Source organism: Haloprofundus salinisoli (assembly GCF_020097815.1).
Taxonomy (GTDB): Archaea; Halobacteriota; Halobacteria; order Halobacteriales; family Haloferacaceae; genus Haloprofundus; species Haloprofundus salinisoli.
The window spans coordinates 2,467,455-2,482,127 of the sequence record NZ_CP083663.1 but is presented as its reverse complement, the minus strand read 5'-3'; the positions used below and the strand labels follow the sequence as shown (position 1 = coordinate 2,482,127).

The window sequence follows — 14,673 nt, the reverse complement described above, 5'->3', positions numbered from 1 at the left end:
CAGTCGCCCCGTCAGTCGTTCGACCGACGAACGAACGCCTTGTACTTCAGGTCCTCGTCTCGGAGCTCCTCGATGATTCGCTCCGCGAGCACCTCCTTGGGTCGATGGAGGCCTGAGACGCGCTCCTGGAGGTCGTCGAAGTTCTCGAACGGCTGTCGTTTTCGCTGTTCGAGGATGTTGTTTCGCAGCGTCTTGCCGATGCCGGGGAGGAGGTCCAACTGGTGGAGACGAATCGTGATCGGTTGGGCGTCGTCGTAGAAGGTGACGAAGCGTTCCTCGTCGGCGTCGATGATGTCGGCGACGACGTACTCCAGTTCGTTGACCGCGCCGTTCGAGAGGTCGCCGTACTCGACGGTTCGGATACGCTGGATGTGCTCTCGCGCCGAGTTCGGCTCGATAGCGATGCGGTCGCCGATGCTCACGTCGGCGTCGTCGTCGAAGGTGAGTTCGACGAGTCGAAACCGTTCTTCGCCGAGCGCGTACGCTATCGGCTGTTTCTGGTACCGCGGGCGGTCGTCGTCCGATTTCCCGTAGGGGAGATAGTCGAGGACGACTGCGTACTGCGGTCGACTCTCGGCCTCGCCGTCACCGCGCTCGGAACCAGACATAACGGACGTGTACGGCGACGGGCTATTTAAAAAATAGGCCGGCTACGCGTACTTGGCGACGACGTCGAGAATGTCGTCGAGCTCGTCACCGGAGAGCGCGTAGCGCTGCTGCGCGTAGACGGCGCGGAGTTCGTTGCGGTCCTGCGGAAGAAGGTCGGCGATCTTGAACGCGGTCTGTTCGTCGACTTTCTCCTGTTCGAGCAGCTCTTCGACGAGTTCGCGCGACTCTTCCGGGTCGAGGACCGCAAAGCGATTGACGTGCTCGATAGAGCGCGCCAACTCGTAGCGGAGCTCACGCTCCTCGTCGGCCGCCCGCTCCGCTTCGACATCCTGCAGCAGCGGCTTTACCTCCGAGATGGTGAGGTACTCCTCGTCGAGCTTCTCTTTGAATATCGTCATCTACTTCTGCGCGCGGAGGTGCGCCGGGCGCGTGATGACCGTCTTCGCCTTCCCGCCGTCGTTGATCTCGACCTTGAACGCGCGACCCTGTTTACCCAGGACCTCGCCGGTGTGGCCGTTGAAACGCGGGTGGAAACGCCCCTTGCGGACGCTCGGGTCGATGTTGAGGTGGACTTTCTGTCCGACCTCGAACTCCTGAATCGCGCGCTGCGGCGGGGAGGTGCCGCGCTCTCGCGGGTGGTTCGTCAGTTTGCCTCTCGTGCTGCCCTTAAGTGGACCGTTCGAACTCGGCATGGTTGTGGAGTGGGTTACTCACGGTCGGATTATAAAAGACACGCTCCCGCGCCGCGGAAGAGTAAGAGTAACACGCCTCTGCGGTCACCTCTCCGTATGGACGGTAACTCCGAGCCACGAATCGAGACGCGCGCGATTCACGACGGCCAAGAACCGGACCCGGAGACGGGGGCGTTGATGACGCCAATCTACGCGAGCTCCACCTACGAGCAGGACGCGCCGGGCGAGCACCGCGGCTACGAGTACTCGCGTACGGGCAACCCGACGCGAACGGCCTTAGAGGAGAACCTCGCCAGCCTCGAAGGCGGCGCGTACGGTCGCTGCTTCTCCTCGGGGATGGGCTCGATAAACACCGTGCTGAATCTGCTCGAATCCGGTGACCACGTCGTCACCGGCGACGACGTCTACGGCGGGACCCACCGCATCTTCACGCAGGTGTACGAGCAGTACGACGTCGCGTTCGACTTCGTCGACACGACCGACCACGACGCGGTCGCCGACGCGATGCGCGAGGAGACGGCCTTGCTGTGGGTCGAGACGCCGACGAACCCGCTCATGCGCGTCAACGACATCGCGGCGCTCGCCGACATCGCCCACGACAACGACGCGCTCTGCGCCGTCGACAACACGTTCGCGACGCCGTACCTCCAGCGCCCGCTCGAACACGGCGCGGACGTCGTCAGCCACTCGCTGACGAAGTATCTCGGCGGCCACTCCGACGTGGTCGGCGGTGCGCTCGTCACCGACGACGAGGAACTTGACGAGAAGTTCGGCTTCTACCAGAACAGCGTCGGCGCGACGCCGAGTCCGTTCGACTGCTTCCTCGTCCTCCGCGGGACGAAGACGCTGCCCGTCCGGATGGACCGCCACTGCGACAACGCCCGTGAACTCGCACGGTGGCTCGACGACCACGAGGCGGTCGACCACGTCTACTATCCGGGACTCGACTCGCACTCCCAGCACGACGTCGCCGCCTCGCAGATGGACGATTTCGGCGGGATGCTCAGCTTCGAGTTCGACGGGACGCTCGACCAGGCCAGCGCCGTCGTCTCGAACACCGAGGTGTTCACGCTCGCGGAGAGTCTCGGCGGCGTCGAGAGCCTCATCGAACAGCCCGCGCCGATGACGCACGCGGCGATTCCGCGCGAAGAGCGCGTCGCCGCCGGGCTCACTGACAGCCTCATCCGCGTCAGCGTCGGCATCGAACACGTCGACGACCAGAAGGCTGACCTCCAGCAGGCGTTCGACGCGGCGCTCGACTGACGCCGACGGCGGCGGGACCAGAACTCCGAGACGGACGCGGCGCTCGCAGAAGCATCCATCTCTCACTCTGACTGTTCGTTCGTCGCGGCGACGAGCGACGAAGCGAGCGAGAAGTTGATTGTAGCGAACAGACGGCACAGCGATACCCAGGACTCGCGGAGCGGCGCGCCGTGCACTCGCCTTGACCGACTCCGCGACGACTCGTTAACGCATGGGGCTGTCTGGTCCCATCTTCGCTGATAAACACTCGGAGCGGAGCGATGCGGTCGCTGGCGGTGTGGTTCGCGTTAGGTCGTACCGCGAGCGAGGCCGCGAGGCCGAGCGAGCGGCCTTTTTGGTCCGGATTTTTGCGCCGAGCGGTCGCGCGGAGCGCGACCCGAGGCGGAAAAAGGTGGGCGTTTTAGATGCGACCGACGTTCTCGACGGCGACGCTCTCGACGCCTTCGACGGTGGTGAACGCCTCTTCGATGGCTTCCGTGCCGCCGGCGTCGTCGGGGACGATGACTGTCGGCAGGAGGGCGACGAGCCCGAACGCGACTTCGTCGCGCTCGAAACCGTTGATTTTCCCGCCCTCGGGCAGGGCGTCCTCGAGACGCTCCTGCAGTTCGTCGAGGTCGATCTCGGGGCTCTGCGGCATCACTTTCATCTTGGCGGCGACTTTCCCCATGATTACGGCCCCATGAACCCGCAGTCCGGGCACTCGTAGAGGTTGCTCTGTTTGCGGCACTTCGCGCATCGGTAGATGGTCAGCCCGCAGTCCGGGCACTTGAACGACGCCGCGCTCATCCCGGCGATGTTGATACCGCAGGAGACACACTGGCGCTCCTGTCGCTGGTCCGTCTGGCTCATACCCAGACAAACCCGACGCCGACTTTTAACGATTGTCTTTCATTCCCGCCTCGGGGTCGTTCGAGAACCCACAGACGGCGGGCGAGCGGCGACTCAGACGCCCAGAATCAGCGGCCCGACGAGAACGCCCATCAGGTGGACGCGCCGAGTGCGGAGTCGCACCGGAACGAGACCGACGAGCGCCGCGACGAGGAAGACGCCGACGCCGACGAGACCAGCGAACGACCACGAGAGGGCGACCAGAAGCGCGAGTACCGTCGCCGAAATCATCGCGTAGTTCGCCCGTCCGACGACGCGGAGGTAGCCGTCGCCGACGAGTACGACGAGTGCGAATCCCGAAAGCGCGGCGACCGCGGTCGTCGCCAACAGCGCGGGAAGCGTCCCCTCGCCGACGCCGCCCCCGCCGTCTTCGAGGGCGACCATCACGCCGGTTCGGGGCGTCCCGAGCGTGACGAGCGCAAAGAGCGCGAAGACGGTGTTCGACGTGTTCGCGCCGCTCGACGCCACGAGAAACTCCCGTGCACCCTCGCCGTCGATATTCGGCACGAGCGGCAACGACAGCACCGATGCGACGGCCGCGGACACGCCCGGCAGGTAGCCGACGAACGCGCCCGCCACCGACCCCGCTCCGGCGGTCCGCCCGATCTCTCGCCCGGAGAGCGTCAGCGTCGCATCGTCCTGCGGTGGAACGCCGGCACCGTCGAACGCGTCGAGCAGCACCGGCGCGCCGAACAGCCCCGAGAACAGCGGCGCGAGCATCCCGCCGAGCGCCAGCGGGGCTTCGGGCTCCAAATCGAGCGTCGAGACGCCGAGCAGCGCCGCGAGGGCGAAACAGAACGCACCCGCGAGCGCCGCCCGTCGCGACGGTTCGGTGGCCAACAGCACCAGGACGACGACCGCGAGCACGGCCGGGAGATACGCCCGAACGAGCGGATACGCCTCCGTCATCAGCCACGTCACCGGGAGCGCGAGCGGCACCGCCAGCGCGACCGCCAGGACGCTCCCGAGTGCGGAGAGTCGGAGCGCCTCGCGCCCGCGTCCGGCGACGACGAGGCGATGTCCGGGTAACGCCGTCGCCGCCATCGCTGGACCCGGGACGCCGAGCGCGAGCGCGGGGACCACGTCGAGAAACGTGTGGACGATGCCCGCCGCGAGAATCGCCGCTCCGACGGCGGTCTGCGACCCCGGAAGCGTCGGGCCGACCGCCGCCAGTAAGAGCGCGAAGTTGTTCGCGTGGACGCCCGGTACGAGTCCGCTCGCGGTACCGAGGGAGACGCCGCAGGCGACGAACAGGAGTAACTCCGCCGTCGGCGCGAGCGCGAGCGTCGGGCGAACCGAAAGCGGGTCCATCCCCGCGAGTTGGACGCGTCTTCGGATTTAAACGGTCGCGTCGGTACTCGGACGGCGGCGCGGAGAGCACGACGATGCAGTCGCTCACCGGTCGGGTGTCCAAAAAACGCAGGGTGTAGTCGTCGAAACGAGGCGGCGGAGTCGGCTGACGTGTCCGGTTTAACCGAACAGGTTGCCGAGACCCTCGCCGGAGGCCTCTTCGTCTTCTTCGTCTTCCTCTTCGGCTTCGGCTTCCTCGGCCTCGTCCTCGTCCTCGTCGACGGTGTCGAGTTCCTCGGTGTCGGCGGAGCCACCGGCGGGCGCGGCGGCGGGTGCCGCAGCGGCCGTCTCGATGGCCTCTTCGATGTCGACGTCCTCCAGCGCGGCGACGAGCGCCTTGACGCGGGATTCCTCGACATCGACGCCGGCGGCTTCGAGCACCGCGGTGACGTTGTCCTCGTTGATTTCTTCGTCCGTTTCGTTCAGGATGAGAGCTGCGTAAACGTATTCCATTGTTGTATTCTCCGTTGGTGTTGATCAGCCGAACATCGCGCCGAGCGCGTCGCCGCCGTCGTCGTCTTCGTCGTCGTCGCCGGCGTCTTCCTCGGCCGCCTGTTCGGCGTCTGCGTCTTCTTCGTCAGTCGATTCCTCGGACTCCTCGGCGGGTGCCGCGGGCGCTTCCACGCCGCGCAGCTCCTCCGGGAGCGCCTCTTCGTCGTCGATCTGCGCCGCGAGCGCGCGGAGCTGTGCGTCCGCCTTCGTGACGAGATCCGGTACGAGGTCCGGCTCGGCGATGGCGGCGCTGATACCGACGGCCTTCGCCTCGCTCGTCGCCTTGGCGATGAGCATCGGGGCGGTCTGGGTCGTCGGATAGACCGCGTTGACCGAGAGGTTCGTCGCCGCCGAGACGGCGGACTGGATGTCCGCGCGGTACTCGTCGACGTCGATGTCGAGGTCCTCGGGGTCGAACAGTGTGCCCTCGGAGTAGACGGCGCGCAGGTCGAGACCGACCTCTTTCGGCTCGATGCCGAGTTCGCTCAGGACGTTCGCGAGGTCGACGCTGACCTCCCCGCCGGCTTCGAGGACGGTGGAGTCCTCGGTCACCTTGATGGAGCCGTCCATGATGCGCGCTTGCGCGCCCACCTGCTGGAGTTCGCCGACGAACGGACCCGGGTCGACACCCGTGTCACCCTCGGGGATGACGATGTCGTTCGGCGCGACTTCGCCCGCGTTGATGGGTGCGGGCGTCTTCGACGCTTCGAGCTGTTTGTACAGCCCGAACGGGTTGTCGTTCGTGCCGACGAGCGCGACCTGCCCGTCGACGTGGTCGACGAGCTTCTCGAAGCCGCTGTCGACGTCCTCGAGGGCGCGGATGAGCAGCGTGTTGCGGCTCATCCGGACGCTGGCGCTGCCGTGGAGTTCCCGCCGCATGTTCTGTAGCTGGCGGCTGGGAATGCCGGTGACGCCGACGACACCGACCGACGCGAAGTTCTCGACGAAGTCGACGAGTTCGCCGACCTCGTCCTGCTTCCACTGCGGGATGGTCTCCGTCTTGCGGACGGATTCGCTCTCGCTCATCCGGCCACCTCCACGGAGGGCCCCATGGTGGTCTTCACGTAGATGCTGTCGATGTTGAGCGGGCCTTTCTCGAGGTCGGCTTCGAGACGACGCACGATGACGTCGATGTTGTCCGCGATTTCGTCGGCGGACATGGAGTCCGCGCCGACGCGCGTGTGGAACGTGCGCCGGTCGCGGCTTCGAAGCTGCACTGTGTTCTTCATCCGGTTGACAACTTCGACGACGTCGTCGTCCGGCTGCAGCGGCGTCGGCATCTTCCCTCGGGGACCGAGCACGGTACCGAGGTAGCGACCGATGTCCTGCATCATGTTTGCTTCGGCGACGAAGAAGTCCGTTTCGTCCGCCAGGTCCTTGGCGGCGTCGGAGTCGTCACCGAGTTCTTCGAGGTCATCTCCGTCGAGGACGTCGTCTGCGACGTCCTCGGCGCGGAGTGCCGTCTCTCCCGTGGCGAACACCACAATCTGGGTGTCCTGGCCGGTTCCGGACGGAAGGACGATACTCTCGTCGACACGATTCGATGGGTCGTTGAGGTCTAGGTCGCGCAGGTTAACGGCGAGGTCGACCGTCTCGCTGAAGTTGCGAGCCGGTGCCTCGTCGAGCGCGCGAGAGACCGCTTGTACGATAGAGTCGTCTGCCATTATTCACCTCCGTAGTACGCAGGAACTGCTCCTACGGGTCAGTGAAACAGGCGTCTGCCTGTCTCACCGGAACGAGGGTCATCGCGGACTTAAAAGCGTCGAAGCGGGAGTCGCCATGTGTGAGTTGTTCGCAGTCGATAACGGGCGTTCGCGCCGGCCCGCGATATCCGTCTGGAGACACTCGGTGCTGTCCCATACTCCGCTAAAAGGGAGAATATGGCGGTCCTGAGCGTTTTTACCCGTTTTTCATTCTCTTCATCGCCGTACGGTTCCGTACGATGACCCGCGACGACCCATCGACGAGCGAACGCACCGCGACCACCGAAGACGCTGCCGACACGGAGGCTGTCGACACGGAGTCGGCGCGCGGCGTCCGGTTCGACCGCCGAAACTGTCTCCGCCTTCTCGCCGTCGGCGCGGTACACGTCGGCTACAACCGTCCGAACTACCTCGCCACCCGTCACGGTATCACCGGGCAGGCGGAGACGCTCGACCAGATTGCGCGGGCGCTTCGCGGGTTGGCGACCGGGAACTCGGCGTAGCGACCGAAAAGGCACAGTTACAGACAAGCATCGTGCCTTTCCGGCTAGCCTCCCCTCTGTTACCAGATGCTCTCGTCGCCGTGGACGCTCGTTTTGGCAGTCGGCCTCGCAGTCGTCCATCTTGAAGCCGACCGACTTCGCGCCACCGCGCTCGTCTCTCGTCGAGTCTGGATCTCGTTCGCCGGCGGCGCGTCGCTCGCGTACGTGTTCGTCCACGTCCTCCCGGAGCTGAGCGCCGAACAGGAGACGCTGCACGAGTCGAATCTCGGACTCCTCCCCTTCCTCGAACACCACGCCTACCTCGTCGCACTCGGTGGCTTCGCCACCTTCTACGGCCTCGAACGCCTCGCGCAGCGACCGCGACCCAAGGCGGACGAAGACGACGACGAGGGCGACTGGGTGTTCTGGGTTCACATCACCTCCTTCGGCCTCTACAACACCATTATCGGCTACCTGCTCGTCCACCGCATCGACGCCGGCCTCTGGAACCTGCTGTTCTTCTTCTTCGCGATGGGCTTTCACTTCTTCGTGACCGACGCGGGCTTTCGACGCCTCCACGAGCGGCCGTACCACCGCCACGGTCGGTGGCTCCTCGCCGGGGCGGTGCTCGGCGGGTGGACGCTCGGCGAACTCGTCTCCCTCTCGGAGGTCGACCTCGCGTTACTTTTCGCCTTCCTCGCCGGCGGCGTCGTCCTCAACGTCATCAAGGAGGAAGTTCCCGAACACCAGCAGAGCAACTTCGCGGCGTTTCTCGTCGGTGCGGCGGGTTACGCGACGCTGTTGCTCTTCCTCTAAGCTCCGCGAAAAGGGCGTGAAGTGGAACTACGCCGTCGCTTCGTCGGCGAGCACGTCGTCGTACTCGCCGTCGTCGACGCGCTGTTTGAACGTGCGGGCGTTCTCGCCCTCGATAGTGACGCCGAGGGTGACGCAGGTGCCGCCGACTTCCTTGGCGGCGTTTTTCACGTCGTAGGCGAGCAGGTCCGAACTCTTCTGTTCGGCGATCTTCTTGACCTGCTCGACCGAGAGGTCGGCGACGAACTCCGACTGCGGAGTTCCGCTGCCGGTCTCGAAGCCCGCCTCGTCTTTGATGAGCGCCGTAGTCGGCGGCACACCGACGGAGATTTCGAACGAGCCGTCGTCCTCGTAGTCGACGGTGACGGGGACTTCCATGCCGTCGAACGCGTCGGTCTGTTCGTTAATCTCCTGTACGACGGCCTGCACGTCCACCGGCGTCGGGCCGAGTTCCGGGCCGAGCGGCGGACCGGGGTTGGCCTGCCCGCCGGGGACGAGCACTTCGATAGTTCCAGCCATGTTCGGAGTATTCCGGCGACGACTTTTAACGATTGTCTTTCGGCCGCAGACGGTGTGAGGTCGTCACACACGAGGGAGTCGGGCTGAGCCGAGATGCGTGACGACTCTCCTCGACTGCAGACCAAGTACACGACGTTGAGTTCCCCGGCGAGTGCGTTTCGTCATGGGTTCCTGATTTCTCTGCCCGCGACACGGCCGGCTCACCGAGTCGTCGTCGAGTCAAAAGGTGCCGACGTGGAGGGCCGAGTGTCAGCACCGAGGTGCGTAACATCTCCCTGTTGTCCGTTCGACTAATAAGTTTTCTGTGTTCGCCGTTGAATATTTTCCGCCGGATATCGTCGGCGAACTCGCCGACGTAGTCGACCCAGACGCGCTGACCGCACGTCTCGTAGCCGAAGGGGCTGGGGGTGGTGAGCAGAGCGTCTAAGAACTGTCGTCGGCCGCGCTCCAAGCCTGTCGGTCACACACGGCGGGCACGAACGCGACGTGTGCGCCTTCGTTTCCGTGTGGCCGCTCTCGCCCGCCACAACGTCTAAGTTCGTCCTCGTCGGATTATCTACAGCTATGGGAGATTTCACACTACTCGAGATTCACCTGCACGACGGATTCAGCTTCAGTCCCACCAACACCGGCCCGATGTTCGCCGGCAAGGAAGGCGACGCCGACGAACAGAGCGAGGCGATCGACACGAAGGGGACAGTCTCGAAACTGCTCGGCAAACGCGGGCGGGCCACGGGCGACGGCGGCACCAGCGACGGAGTCGACCAGATAGAGACGGCCGCCGACGTGGAGAGCCGCGAGCGCAAGGCGCGCGGCGAGACGACGTCGGAAGCTACCGAGGACGCAGACGAAGATGCGAGCGACTCCGGCGGCAACGGCGGAAAGCTACTCCTCGCGCTCGTGTTGGTCGCCGTCATCGCGGCGGCCGCCAAGAGCCTGATGGGTGACGACGCCGGATTCGACGAACTCGAAGAACTCGACGAACTCAGTGGCGAAGCGTAAGCCCGCGCGGGTCGCCGCGTCGGCGACCGCCGCCGGCGCGACACCATCACACGAAGCGTTTTCTGCCGTGCGCACAGAGTACCCGTATGAATCTCTATCGTAGCGTCCGGGCCGTCGCGGGTGCGTCCGGGACGGGCGTCATCGACTGGGATGCGGTCGCAGACGCCGCGAAAGCCGCCACCGAACCCGGCAGTCTCGACCTCTCGTCGGAGGAACGGGCGGGCTACGCCGACGACGTGCGCGACGCCCGAAGCCGCCTCCGAACGGTCGGCGATGTCGAGTTCGACCTGCCGGAGGCCATCGAAGTCCAGAACCGCCACCACTGGATCGACGCGAACATCCGCACGTTCGAGCGCGTGATGCGCCCGCTCGAAGAGCGCGCCGACGGAATCTTCCCCGGCGTCGCTCGCACCATCAACACGGGGACGATGGCGTTCATGCTCTCGTTTCTCGGCAGCAACGTCCTCGGCCAGTACGACCCGCTCCTCCTCGCCGAAGGCGACGACGACCACGGCCTCTACTTCGTCCACCCCAACATCCGGAAGGTCGCCGACCAGTTGAACGTCGACTACCCCCGTTTCCGCCGCTGGATCGCGTTCCACGAAGTGTCGCACGCCGCGGAGTTCGGCGCGGCCCCGTGGCTCTCGGGCCACCTCGAATCGCGGATGGAGCGCGGCGTCGACGCGCTCACCGAAGGCAGCATCGACCGCGAGGCGTTCCGCGAACTCGACAACGCGATGACGGCCGTCGAGGGGTACGCGGAACTGCTGATGGACCGCGCGTTCGACGACGACTACGAGGACCTGCGACGAAAACTCGACGCCCGCCGTCGCGGCGGCGGTCCGCTCGCGCAACTCGCACGACGCCTCCTCGGCCTCGGCCTCAAGCGCCGTCAGTACGAGCGCGGCGCGCGCTTCTTCGAGTCCGTCGCCGAGGTCCGCGGCGTCGCCGCCGCCAGCAAAGTCTGGGAGAAACCGGAGAACCTGCCGACCGACGAGGAACTCGACGACCCCGGTCTGTGGCTGGCGCGGGTCGACCCGTAACGACCGCCCGACCGCCCATCTCTCCCCGAGTCGCTTCCGGGTCACCGACGCCTAAACGCTCTTCACGCTCTTCTCGTTACTGTCACCCATGAGCGACGACGACGGGACGCCGCCGTATCGCCGACCGGACCTCGACACCGACGAACGCGTCTCGGACCTGCTGGACCGGATGACGCTCGAAGAGAAGGCCGGACAGCTCGTCGGGACGTGGGGCGGCCACCTCCGCGCCGAACAGACGTTCGAGGACGTCGCCGACGCGGTCCGCGACCATCACCTCGGCGTCGCCGCGCCGTTCGGCTGGGCCGCCCCGCTGGCGACGGACCCGACCGAAGCCGCCGAGATAGCCAACGACCTCCAGCGCATCGCCCGCGAGGAGACGCGACTCGGCATCCCGCTCCTGTTCAACGTCGACGCCGTCCACGGCCACGCCTACGTCGCCGACACCACCGTCTTTCCGAACGGTCTCGGCGCGGCGGCGACGTGGGACCCAGAACTGGTCGAGGAGAGCGCCCAACTCACTGCGAGGGAGATGCGCCGAACCGGCGCGCACCAGAACTACTCGCCGACCTGCGACGTGGGGCGCGACCCCCGATGGGGGCGAACCTTCGAGACGTTCGGCGAGAGCCCGCTGCTCTGCGCGAAGATGGCCGCGGCGAAGATTCGCGGCTACCGAGGGAGCGACGAACCGGTTCTCGCCACGGCGAAGCACTTCCCGGCGTACAGCGAACCCGAGCGCGGCGAGGACGCCTCGCCCGTCGATGTCTCCGAGTACAAGCTTCGGAACACGTTCGTCCGGCCGTTCGAGGACGCACTCGCGGCGGGCGTCGACTCCGTGATGCCGAGTTACAACTCCGTCGACGGCGAGCCCTCCCACAGCTCTCGAACCGTCCTCACCGACCTGCTCCGCGAGGAGCTGGGGTTCGACGGCCACGTCGTCTCCGACTGGAACGGCGTCCGACAGCTCGCGGACGACCACCGGACGGCGAGAGACCAGCGCGACGCCGTCCGGCAGGCGCACGCCGCCGGCCTCGACGTCGCCTCCGTCGGCAGCGTCGAACACGCCGAGAACCTCGTCGACTTAGCCGAACGCGGCGAACTCGACGAGGAGACGCTGGACGCGAGCGTCCGCCGAGTGCTCGAACGCAAGTTCGAACTCGGACTGTTCGAAGACCCGTACGTCGACGCCGACGAGGCGAGCGAGAGGGTCGGTACCGACGACCACCGCGAGGTGGCGCGCGAGGCCGCCCGCGCCAGCATGACCCTGCTCGAAAACGACGGCATCCTCCCGCTGTCGGGCGACGAGGACGTGTTCGTCGGTGGGCCGAACGCCGACGACATCGTCCACCAACTCGGTGGGTGGAGCGTCCTCGACGCCGACGTCGCCGCGGGCGAGACGATTCTGGAGGCGCTTCGGAGTCACGCGGAGCGGAGTGAGAGCGACGCGAGCATCACCTACGAACAGGGCGCGACACTCAACGAGACGCTCGATTTGGACACCGCCGCCGAGAAGGCCGCAGAGGCGGACGTGGCCGTACTGGCGCTCGGCGAGGGCTGGTACCTCCACGAGTTCGGCCCCGCCGAACAGGCGGGCGTCCCGACGGGCGAGTGGCCCACCCGCTCGGAGCTCGGACTGTCGGAGGCCCAGCGCGAACTCGCCCGCCGGGTTCACGAGACCGGTACGCCGGTCGTCGGCGTGCTCGTCGCCGGCCGCCCGCTTGCCGTCGATTGGCTACACCGAAACGCGTCGGGCCTCCTGATGGCCTACTACCCCGGTACCGAGGGCGGCCGCGCCGTCGCCGAGACGCTGTTCGGCGAGAGCGACCCGCGGGGACGGCTCCCCATCTCGGTGCCGCGGTCGGCGGGCGACCTGCCGCAGCACCACGACCACCTCGCGCACCCGCGGCCCATCGGCGACGACGAGCACCCGCCGTCGTACGCGCCGCTGTACGAGTTCGGTCACGGCCTGAGCTACACGACGTTCGAGTACGACGGCGTCGCCGTCGAACGCGACGAACTCGGGGAGGGAGACGAACTCGACGTCACGGTGACCGTCTCGAACACCGGCGACCGGCCGGGCACCGAGACTGTCCACGTCTACGGCAACCAGGCTGTGAGCTCGCGCGTCCGCCCGGAACGTTGGTTGGTCGGTTTCGGGCAGGTGTCGGTCGACCCCGGCGAGTCGGAGACGCTCGCGGTGTCGATTCCGGCGACCGAGTTCGGCTTCTACAAACCCGGCGAGGGCCACGTCGTCGAATCGGGCGACTATCGAATCTCCGTCGGCGACGACGAGGCGTCGTTCGAGATCGTCGACTGAGACGGGGTGGCGACGGAGTGCGACGGAACACCGGCGCATCGCCGACGGGACGTTCGGGCAACAGCCTCGTTACGGCCTCGGGTCCTGTCGGAACGACCGGACGAGAAACACCAGCAACAGCAGGCCGACGAGGAGGCCGCCGAGAACCGAGAGCGCGAGTTCCAGCGGCGTCGGGTCGACCTGAAGGGCGATGAGACCGCCGGACGCGCCGACGAGGAGGACGAAGAACAGTTTCAGCCGCAGCGAAGCGGCGTCGCGCTCCTCGTCGGAGAGACTCGGACCGACCATCAGTCGCGTCCGCCCCCGCAGTCGTCGGTCGAAGGTGTCACGTCGAAGACGCTCATACGGGAGCCACGACGCGGAGCCATGTTAACGCTGTTTACCGCTACGCGGCGCGGCGGCGCGACTCTCCCCGGTCGCAACCGCGGCTCGTCGCTCACTGGAATCCGCGGCCGACCTCGTCCTCTTCGACCAGGTCGTCGAGTTCGGCGTCGAGCAGGCGTTCGGCCTCCTCGAACTCGTCGGCAAAGCCGTCCAGCGCATCGGGACGCTCCCCGGGGTCGAACTCCATCGGACCGAACGCGGGGCTGTCGAGCGCCTCCATCAGGTCGGTGAAGAGGTCGTCCGGTGTCGTCGGTGCGTCGCCGTGGACCCGCACAGTCTCCTGGACGCGCTTGGCCATCGTCTTCGCGTGCTCGTCGTCCGCCGGCGGGTTCTGGACGGCGAACCGCCCCGTGCTCTCGCGGGTCGGCAACAGCGGCTCGATGCCGTCGTCGACCTTCCGGGCGACACGCGTGCCGACGCCGCGGATCTCGTAGGGGTTCTTCGCGTACGTCTTCAGGAAGAAGACACCCCGGCTCGGGTGCCCGAGCACGAGGTCCTCGCCGACGCCCTCGCGGCGACGGCCGGCGACCGCTCGCCAGCTCTCGGCGTCGCTGTCGTCCCCGGTCACCTCGTCGAGGATGTCCTGCCACGCTCTGACGCGCATGGGTCGCGTTGGCGTGCCGGTCGAATGAGTTTGTCGGTCGGACAGTCCCCGAGAGCTATCCGTTCGGAAACGTCAGTTCCCGCGTCAGGAGGAACGCGCCGAACACGAGCAGCGCGTAGGTGACGAGAGTCGTGTCTCCGCCGACGAACCTGACGGCACCCCACGCCACCGCTCCGAGGTAGAGCGCGATGCGGAACCGACTGGTCCGCATCGCGTCCGCGACGACGCCGTAGCCGACGACGGCGACGACGTAGAGACTCACGGCGATTTCGGGAAGGGCGCTCGCGCCTTCGACCTGAAACTGCAGTAGCGTCGTCACGACGACGAAGCCGAGCATGGCGAGGAGGAGCAGTCGCCACTTCCGGCCGAACTGCGGGGCGGTCTCGGCGTCGTTGACCGTCCGAGCGTCCGCGTCCGTCTCCGCTTCGTCCGTCTCCGCGCTCCTGTCGGTGGTCTCCCGTTCACTCATCGGTGTCGTCGGTCCCGTACCCGCCCTTCCCTTCGCTCGCGTCACT

19 protein-coding genes and 1 pseudogene are annotated in these 14,673 nt (G+C 66.6%); 6 read left to right on the top strand and 14 right to left on the bottom strand.

Going from position 1 to position 14,673, the window contains the following annotated elements:
- Positions 1 to 11: 11 nt before the first annotated feature.
- From LAQ73_RS13145 to LAQ73_RS13135, 3 genes are read right to left on the bottom strand one after another with little or no spacing between them, the layout of a single operon-like run.
- Positions 12 to 608: a DUF655 domain-containing protein gene (locus tag LAQ73_RS13145; protein WP_224268728.1), complete on the bottom strand. Its 597-nt coding sequence runs from the start codon at positions 606 to 608 to the stop codon at positions 12 to 14.
- 42 nt (positions 609 to 650) lie between these two features.
- The gene (locus LAQ73_RS13140) at positions 651 to 1,007 is read right to left on the bottom strand and encodes an RNA polymerase Rpb4 family protein (RefSeq protein WP_224268727.1); all 357 of its coding nucleotides are present in this window, start codon (positions 1,005 to 1,007) and stop codon (positions 651 to 653) included.
- Entirely contained in the window at positions 1,008 to 1,301 is a 294-nt protein-coding gene (locus LAQ73_RS13135; RefSeq protein WP_224268726.1) for a 50S ribosomal protein L21e, read from the bottom strand. It lies immediately after the preceding gene.
- A gap of 96 nt (positions 1,302 to 1,397) precedes the next feature.
- Between LAQ73_RS13135 and LAQ73_RS13130 the strand changes: the two genes are divergently transcribed.
- Complete coding sequence (locus LAQ73_RS13130; RefSeq protein ID WP_224268725.1) at positions 1,398 to 2,564, top strand: cystathionine gamma-synthase; 1,167 nt, start codon at positions 1,398 to 1,400, stop codon at positions 2,562 to 2,564.
- Between the two features lie 400 nt (positions 2,565 to 2,964).
- On the opposite strand, the gene LAQ73_RS13125 is transcribed toward LAQ73_RS13130, so the two are convergent.
- The 6 genes from LAQ73_RS13125 to LAQ73_RS13100 form a co-directional block, all read right to left on the bottom strand.
- Complete coding sequence (locus LAQ73_RS13125) at positions 2,965 to 3,231, bottom strand: elongation factor 1-beta (RefSeq protein WP_224268724.1); 267 nt, start codon at positions 3,229 to 3,231, stop codon at positions 2,965 to 2,967.
- Between the two features lie 2 nt (positions 3,232 to 3,233).
- Positions 3,234 to 3,413: an HVO_2753 family zinc finger protein gene (locus tag LAQ73_RS13120; RefSeq protein WP_224268723.1), complete on the bottom strand. Its 180-nt coding sequence runs from the start codon at positions 3,411 to 3,413 to the stop codon at positions 3,234 to 3,236.
- 93 nt (positions 3,414 to 3,506) lie between these two features.
- Entirely contained in the window at positions 3,507 to 4,763 is a 1,257-nt protein-coding gene (locus LAQ73_RS13115; RefSeq protein ID WP_224268722.1) for a tripartite tricarboxylate transporter permease, read from the bottom strand.
- 159 nt (positions 4,764 to 4,922) lie between these two features.
- The gene (rpl12p, locus tag LAQ73_RS13110) at positions 4,923 to 5,255 is read right to left on the bottom strand and encodes a 50S ribosomal protein P1 (protein WP_224268721.1); all 333 of its coding nucleotides are present in this window, start codon (positions 5,253 to 5,255) and stop codon (positions 4,923 to 4,925) included.
- A 24-nt stretch (positions 5,256 to 5,279) separates the two neighbouring features.
- Positions 5,280 to 6,320, bottom strand: a complete 1,041-nt coding sequence (locus LAQ73_RS13105) for a 50S ribosomal protein L10 (protein WP_224268720.1) — start codon at positions 6,318 to 6,320, stop codon at positions 5,280 to 5,282.
- The gene (locus LAQ73_RS13100) at positions 6,317 to 6,958 is read right to left on the bottom strand and encodes a 50S ribosomal protein L1 (protein WP_224268719.1); all 642 of its coding nucleotides are present in this window, start codon (positions 6,956 to 6,958) and stop codon (positions 6,317 to 6,319) included. The genes LAQ73_RS13105 and LAQ73_RS13100 overlap by 4 nt, the downstream gene beginning before the upstream one ends.
- A 278-nt stretch (positions 6,959 to 7,236) precedes the next feature.
- Here LAQ73_RS13100 and LAQ73_RS13095 point away from each other — a divergent pair, with 278 nt between their 5' ends.
- Complete coding sequence (locus LAQ73_RS13095; protein WP_224268718.1) at positions 7,237 to 7,500, top strand: DUF302 domain-containing protein; 264 nt, start codon at positions 7,237 to 7,239, stop codon at positions 7,498 to 7,500.
- Between the two features lie 66 nt (positions 7,501 to 7,566).
- Positions 7,567 to 8,295, top strand: a complete 729-nt coding sequence (locus LAQ73_RS13090; protein WP_224268717.1) for a hypothetical protein — start codon at positions 7,567 to 7,569, stop codon at positions 8,293 to 8,295.
- Between the two features lie 27 nt (positions 8,296 to 8,322).
- Here LAQ73_RS13090 and LAQ73_RS13085 read toward each other — a convergent pair whose 3' ends face one another.
- Both LAQ73_RS13085 and LAQ73_RS13080 read right to left on the bottom strand, forming a co-directional pair.
- Positions 8,323 to 8,811, bottom strand: a complete 489-nt coding sequence (locus tag LAQ73_RS13085) for a 50S ribosomal protein L11 (RefSeq protein ID WP_224268716.1) — start codon at positions 8,809 to 8,811, stop codon at positions 8,323 to 8,325.
- A gap of 331 nt (positions 8,812 to 9,142) precedes the next feature.
- Positions 9,143 to 9,262, bottom strand: a pseudogene (locus tag LAQ73_RS13080) (M42 family peptidase); the annotation flags it as partial.
- 113 nt (positions 9,263 to 9,375) lie between these two features.
- Between LAQ73_RS13080 and LAQ73_RS13075 the strand changes: the two are divergent.
- The 3 genes from LAQ73_RS13075 to LAQ73_RS13065 all read left to right on the top strand — a co-directional run bounded on the left by LAQ73_RS13075 (position 9,376) and on the right by LAQ73_RS13065 (position 13,170).
- Positions 9,376 to 9,813 carry a hypothetical protein gene (locus LAQ73_RS13075; RefSeq protein WP_224268715.1) on the top strand — a complete coding sequence of 146 codons (438 nt, stop codon included), beginning with the start codon at positions 9,376 to 9,378 and terminating at the stop codon, positions 9,811 to 9,813.
- Between the two features lie 86 nt (positions 9,814 to 9,899).
- Complete coding sequence (locus LAQ73_RS13070; protein WP_224268714.1) at positions 9,900 to 10,856, top strand: zinc-dependent metalloprotease; 957 nt, start codon at positions 9,900 to 9,902, stop codon at positions 10,854 to 10,856.
- A gap of 88 nt (positions 10,857 to 10,944) precedes the next feature.
- Entirely contained in the window at positions 10,945 to 13,170 is a 2,226-nt protein-coding gene (locus LAQ73_RS13065; RefSeq protein ID WP_224268713.1) for a glycoside hydrolase family 3 N-terminal domain-containing protein, read from the top strand.
- A gap of 69 nt (positions 13,171 to 13,239) precedes the next feature.
- On the opposite strand, the gene LAQ73_RS13060 is transcribed toward LAQ73_RS13065, so the two are convergent.
- The 3 genes from LAQ73_RS13060 to LAQ73_RS13050 all read right to left on the bottom strand — a co-directional run bounded on the left by LAQ73_RS13060 (position 13,240) and on the right by LAQ73_RS13050 (position 14,627).
- Entirely contained in the window at positions 13,240 to 13,458 is a 219-nt protein-coding gene (locus tag LAQ73_RS13060) for a hypothetical protein (protein WP_224268712.1), read from the bottom strand.
- Between the two features lie 148 nt (positions 13,459 to 13,606).
- A complete protein-coding gene (locus LAQ73_RS13055) occupies positions 13,607 to 14,158 on the bottom strand; it encodes a hypothetical protein (RefSeq protein ID WP_224268711.1) in 552 nt (183 codons plus the stop codon).
- Between the two features lie 55 nt (positions 14,159 to 14,213).
- Positions 14,214 to 14,627 (bottom strand): hypothetical protein, encoded by a 414-nt coding sequence (locus LAQ73_RS13050; protein WP_224268710.1) that lies wholly within the window; start codon positions 14,625 to 14,627, stop codon positions 14,214 to 14,216.
- Between the last annotated feature and the right edge of the window lie 46 nt (positions 14,628 to 14,673).

Coding starts and splice junctions, on each gene's coding strand:
- LAQ73_RS13145 (WP_224268728.1), bottom strand. CDS start 608: ATGTCTGGTTCCGAGCGCGGTGACGGCGAGGCCGAGAGTCGACCGCAG.
- LAQ73_RS13140 (WP_224268727.1), bottom strand. CDS start 1,007: ATGACGATATTCAAAGAGAAGCTCGACGAGGAGTACCTCACCATCTCG.
- LAQ73_RS13135 (WP_224268726.1), bottom strand. CDS start 1,301: ATGCCGAGTTCGAACGGTCCACTTAAGGGCAGCACGAGAGGCAAACTG.
- LAQ73_RS13130 (WP_224268725.1), top strand. CDS start 1,398: ATGGACGGTAACTCCGAGCCACGAATCGAGACGCGCGCGATTCACGAC.
- LAQ73_RS13125 (WP_224268724.1), bottom strand. CDS start 3,231: ATGGGGAAAGTCGCCGCCAAGATGAAAGTGATGCCGCAGAGCCCCGAG.
- LAQ73_RS13120 (WP_224268723.1), bottom strand. CDS start 3,413: ATGAGCCAGACGGACCAGCGACAGGAGCGCCAGTGTGTCTCCTGCGGT.
- LAQ73_RS13115 (WP_224268722.1), bottom strand. CDS start 4,763: ATGGACCCGCTTTCGGTTCGCCCGACGCTCGCGCTCGCGCCGACGGCG.
- rpl12p (WP_224268721.1), bottom strand. CDS start 5,255: ATGGAATACGTTTACGCAGCTCTCATCCTGAACGAAACGGACGAAGAA.
- LAQ73_RS13105 (WP_224268720.1), bottom strand. CDS start 6,320: ATGAGCGAGAGCGAATCCGTCCGCAAGACGGAGACCATCCCGCAGTGG.
- LAQ73_RS13100 (WP_224268719.1), bottom strand. CDS start 6,958: ATGGCAGACGACTCTATCGTACAAGCGGTCTCTCGCGCGCTCGACGAG.
- LAQ73_RS13095 (WP_224268718.1), top strand. CDS start 7,237: ATGACCCGCGACGACCCATCGACGAGCGAACGCACCGCGACCACCGAA.
- LAQ73_RS13090 (WP_224268717.1), top strand. CDS start 7,567: ATGCTCTCGTCGCCGTGGACGCTCGTTTTGGCAGTCGGCCTCGCAGTC.
- LAQ73_RS13085 (WP_224268716.1), bottom strand. CDS start 8,811: ATGGCTGGAACTATCGAAGTGCTCGTCCCCGGCGGGCAGGCCAACCCC.
- LAQ73_RS13075 (WP_224268715.1), top strand. CDS start 9,376: ATGGGAGATTTCACACTACTCGAGATTCACCTGCACGACGGATTCAGC.
- LAQ73_RS13070 (WP_224268714.1), top strand. CDS start 9,900: ATGAATCTCTATCGTAGCGTCCGGGCCGTCGCGGGTGCGTCCGGGACG.
- LAQ73_RS13065 (WP_224268713.1), top strand. CDS start 10,945: ATGAGCGACGACGACGGGACGCCGCCGTATCGCCGACCGGACCTCGAC.
- LAQ73_RS13060 (WP_224268712.1), bottom strand. CDS start 13,458: ATGGTCGGTCCGAGTCTCTCCGACGAGGAGCGCGACGCCGCTTCGCTG.
- LAQ73_RS13055 (WP_224268711.1), bottom strand. CDS start 14,158: ATGCGCGTCAGAGCGTGGCAGGACATCCTCGACGAGGTGACCGGGGAC.
- LAQ73_RS13050 (WP_224268710.1), bottom strand. CDS start 14,627: ATGAGTGAACGGGAGACCACCGACAGGAGCGCGGAGACGGACGAAGCG.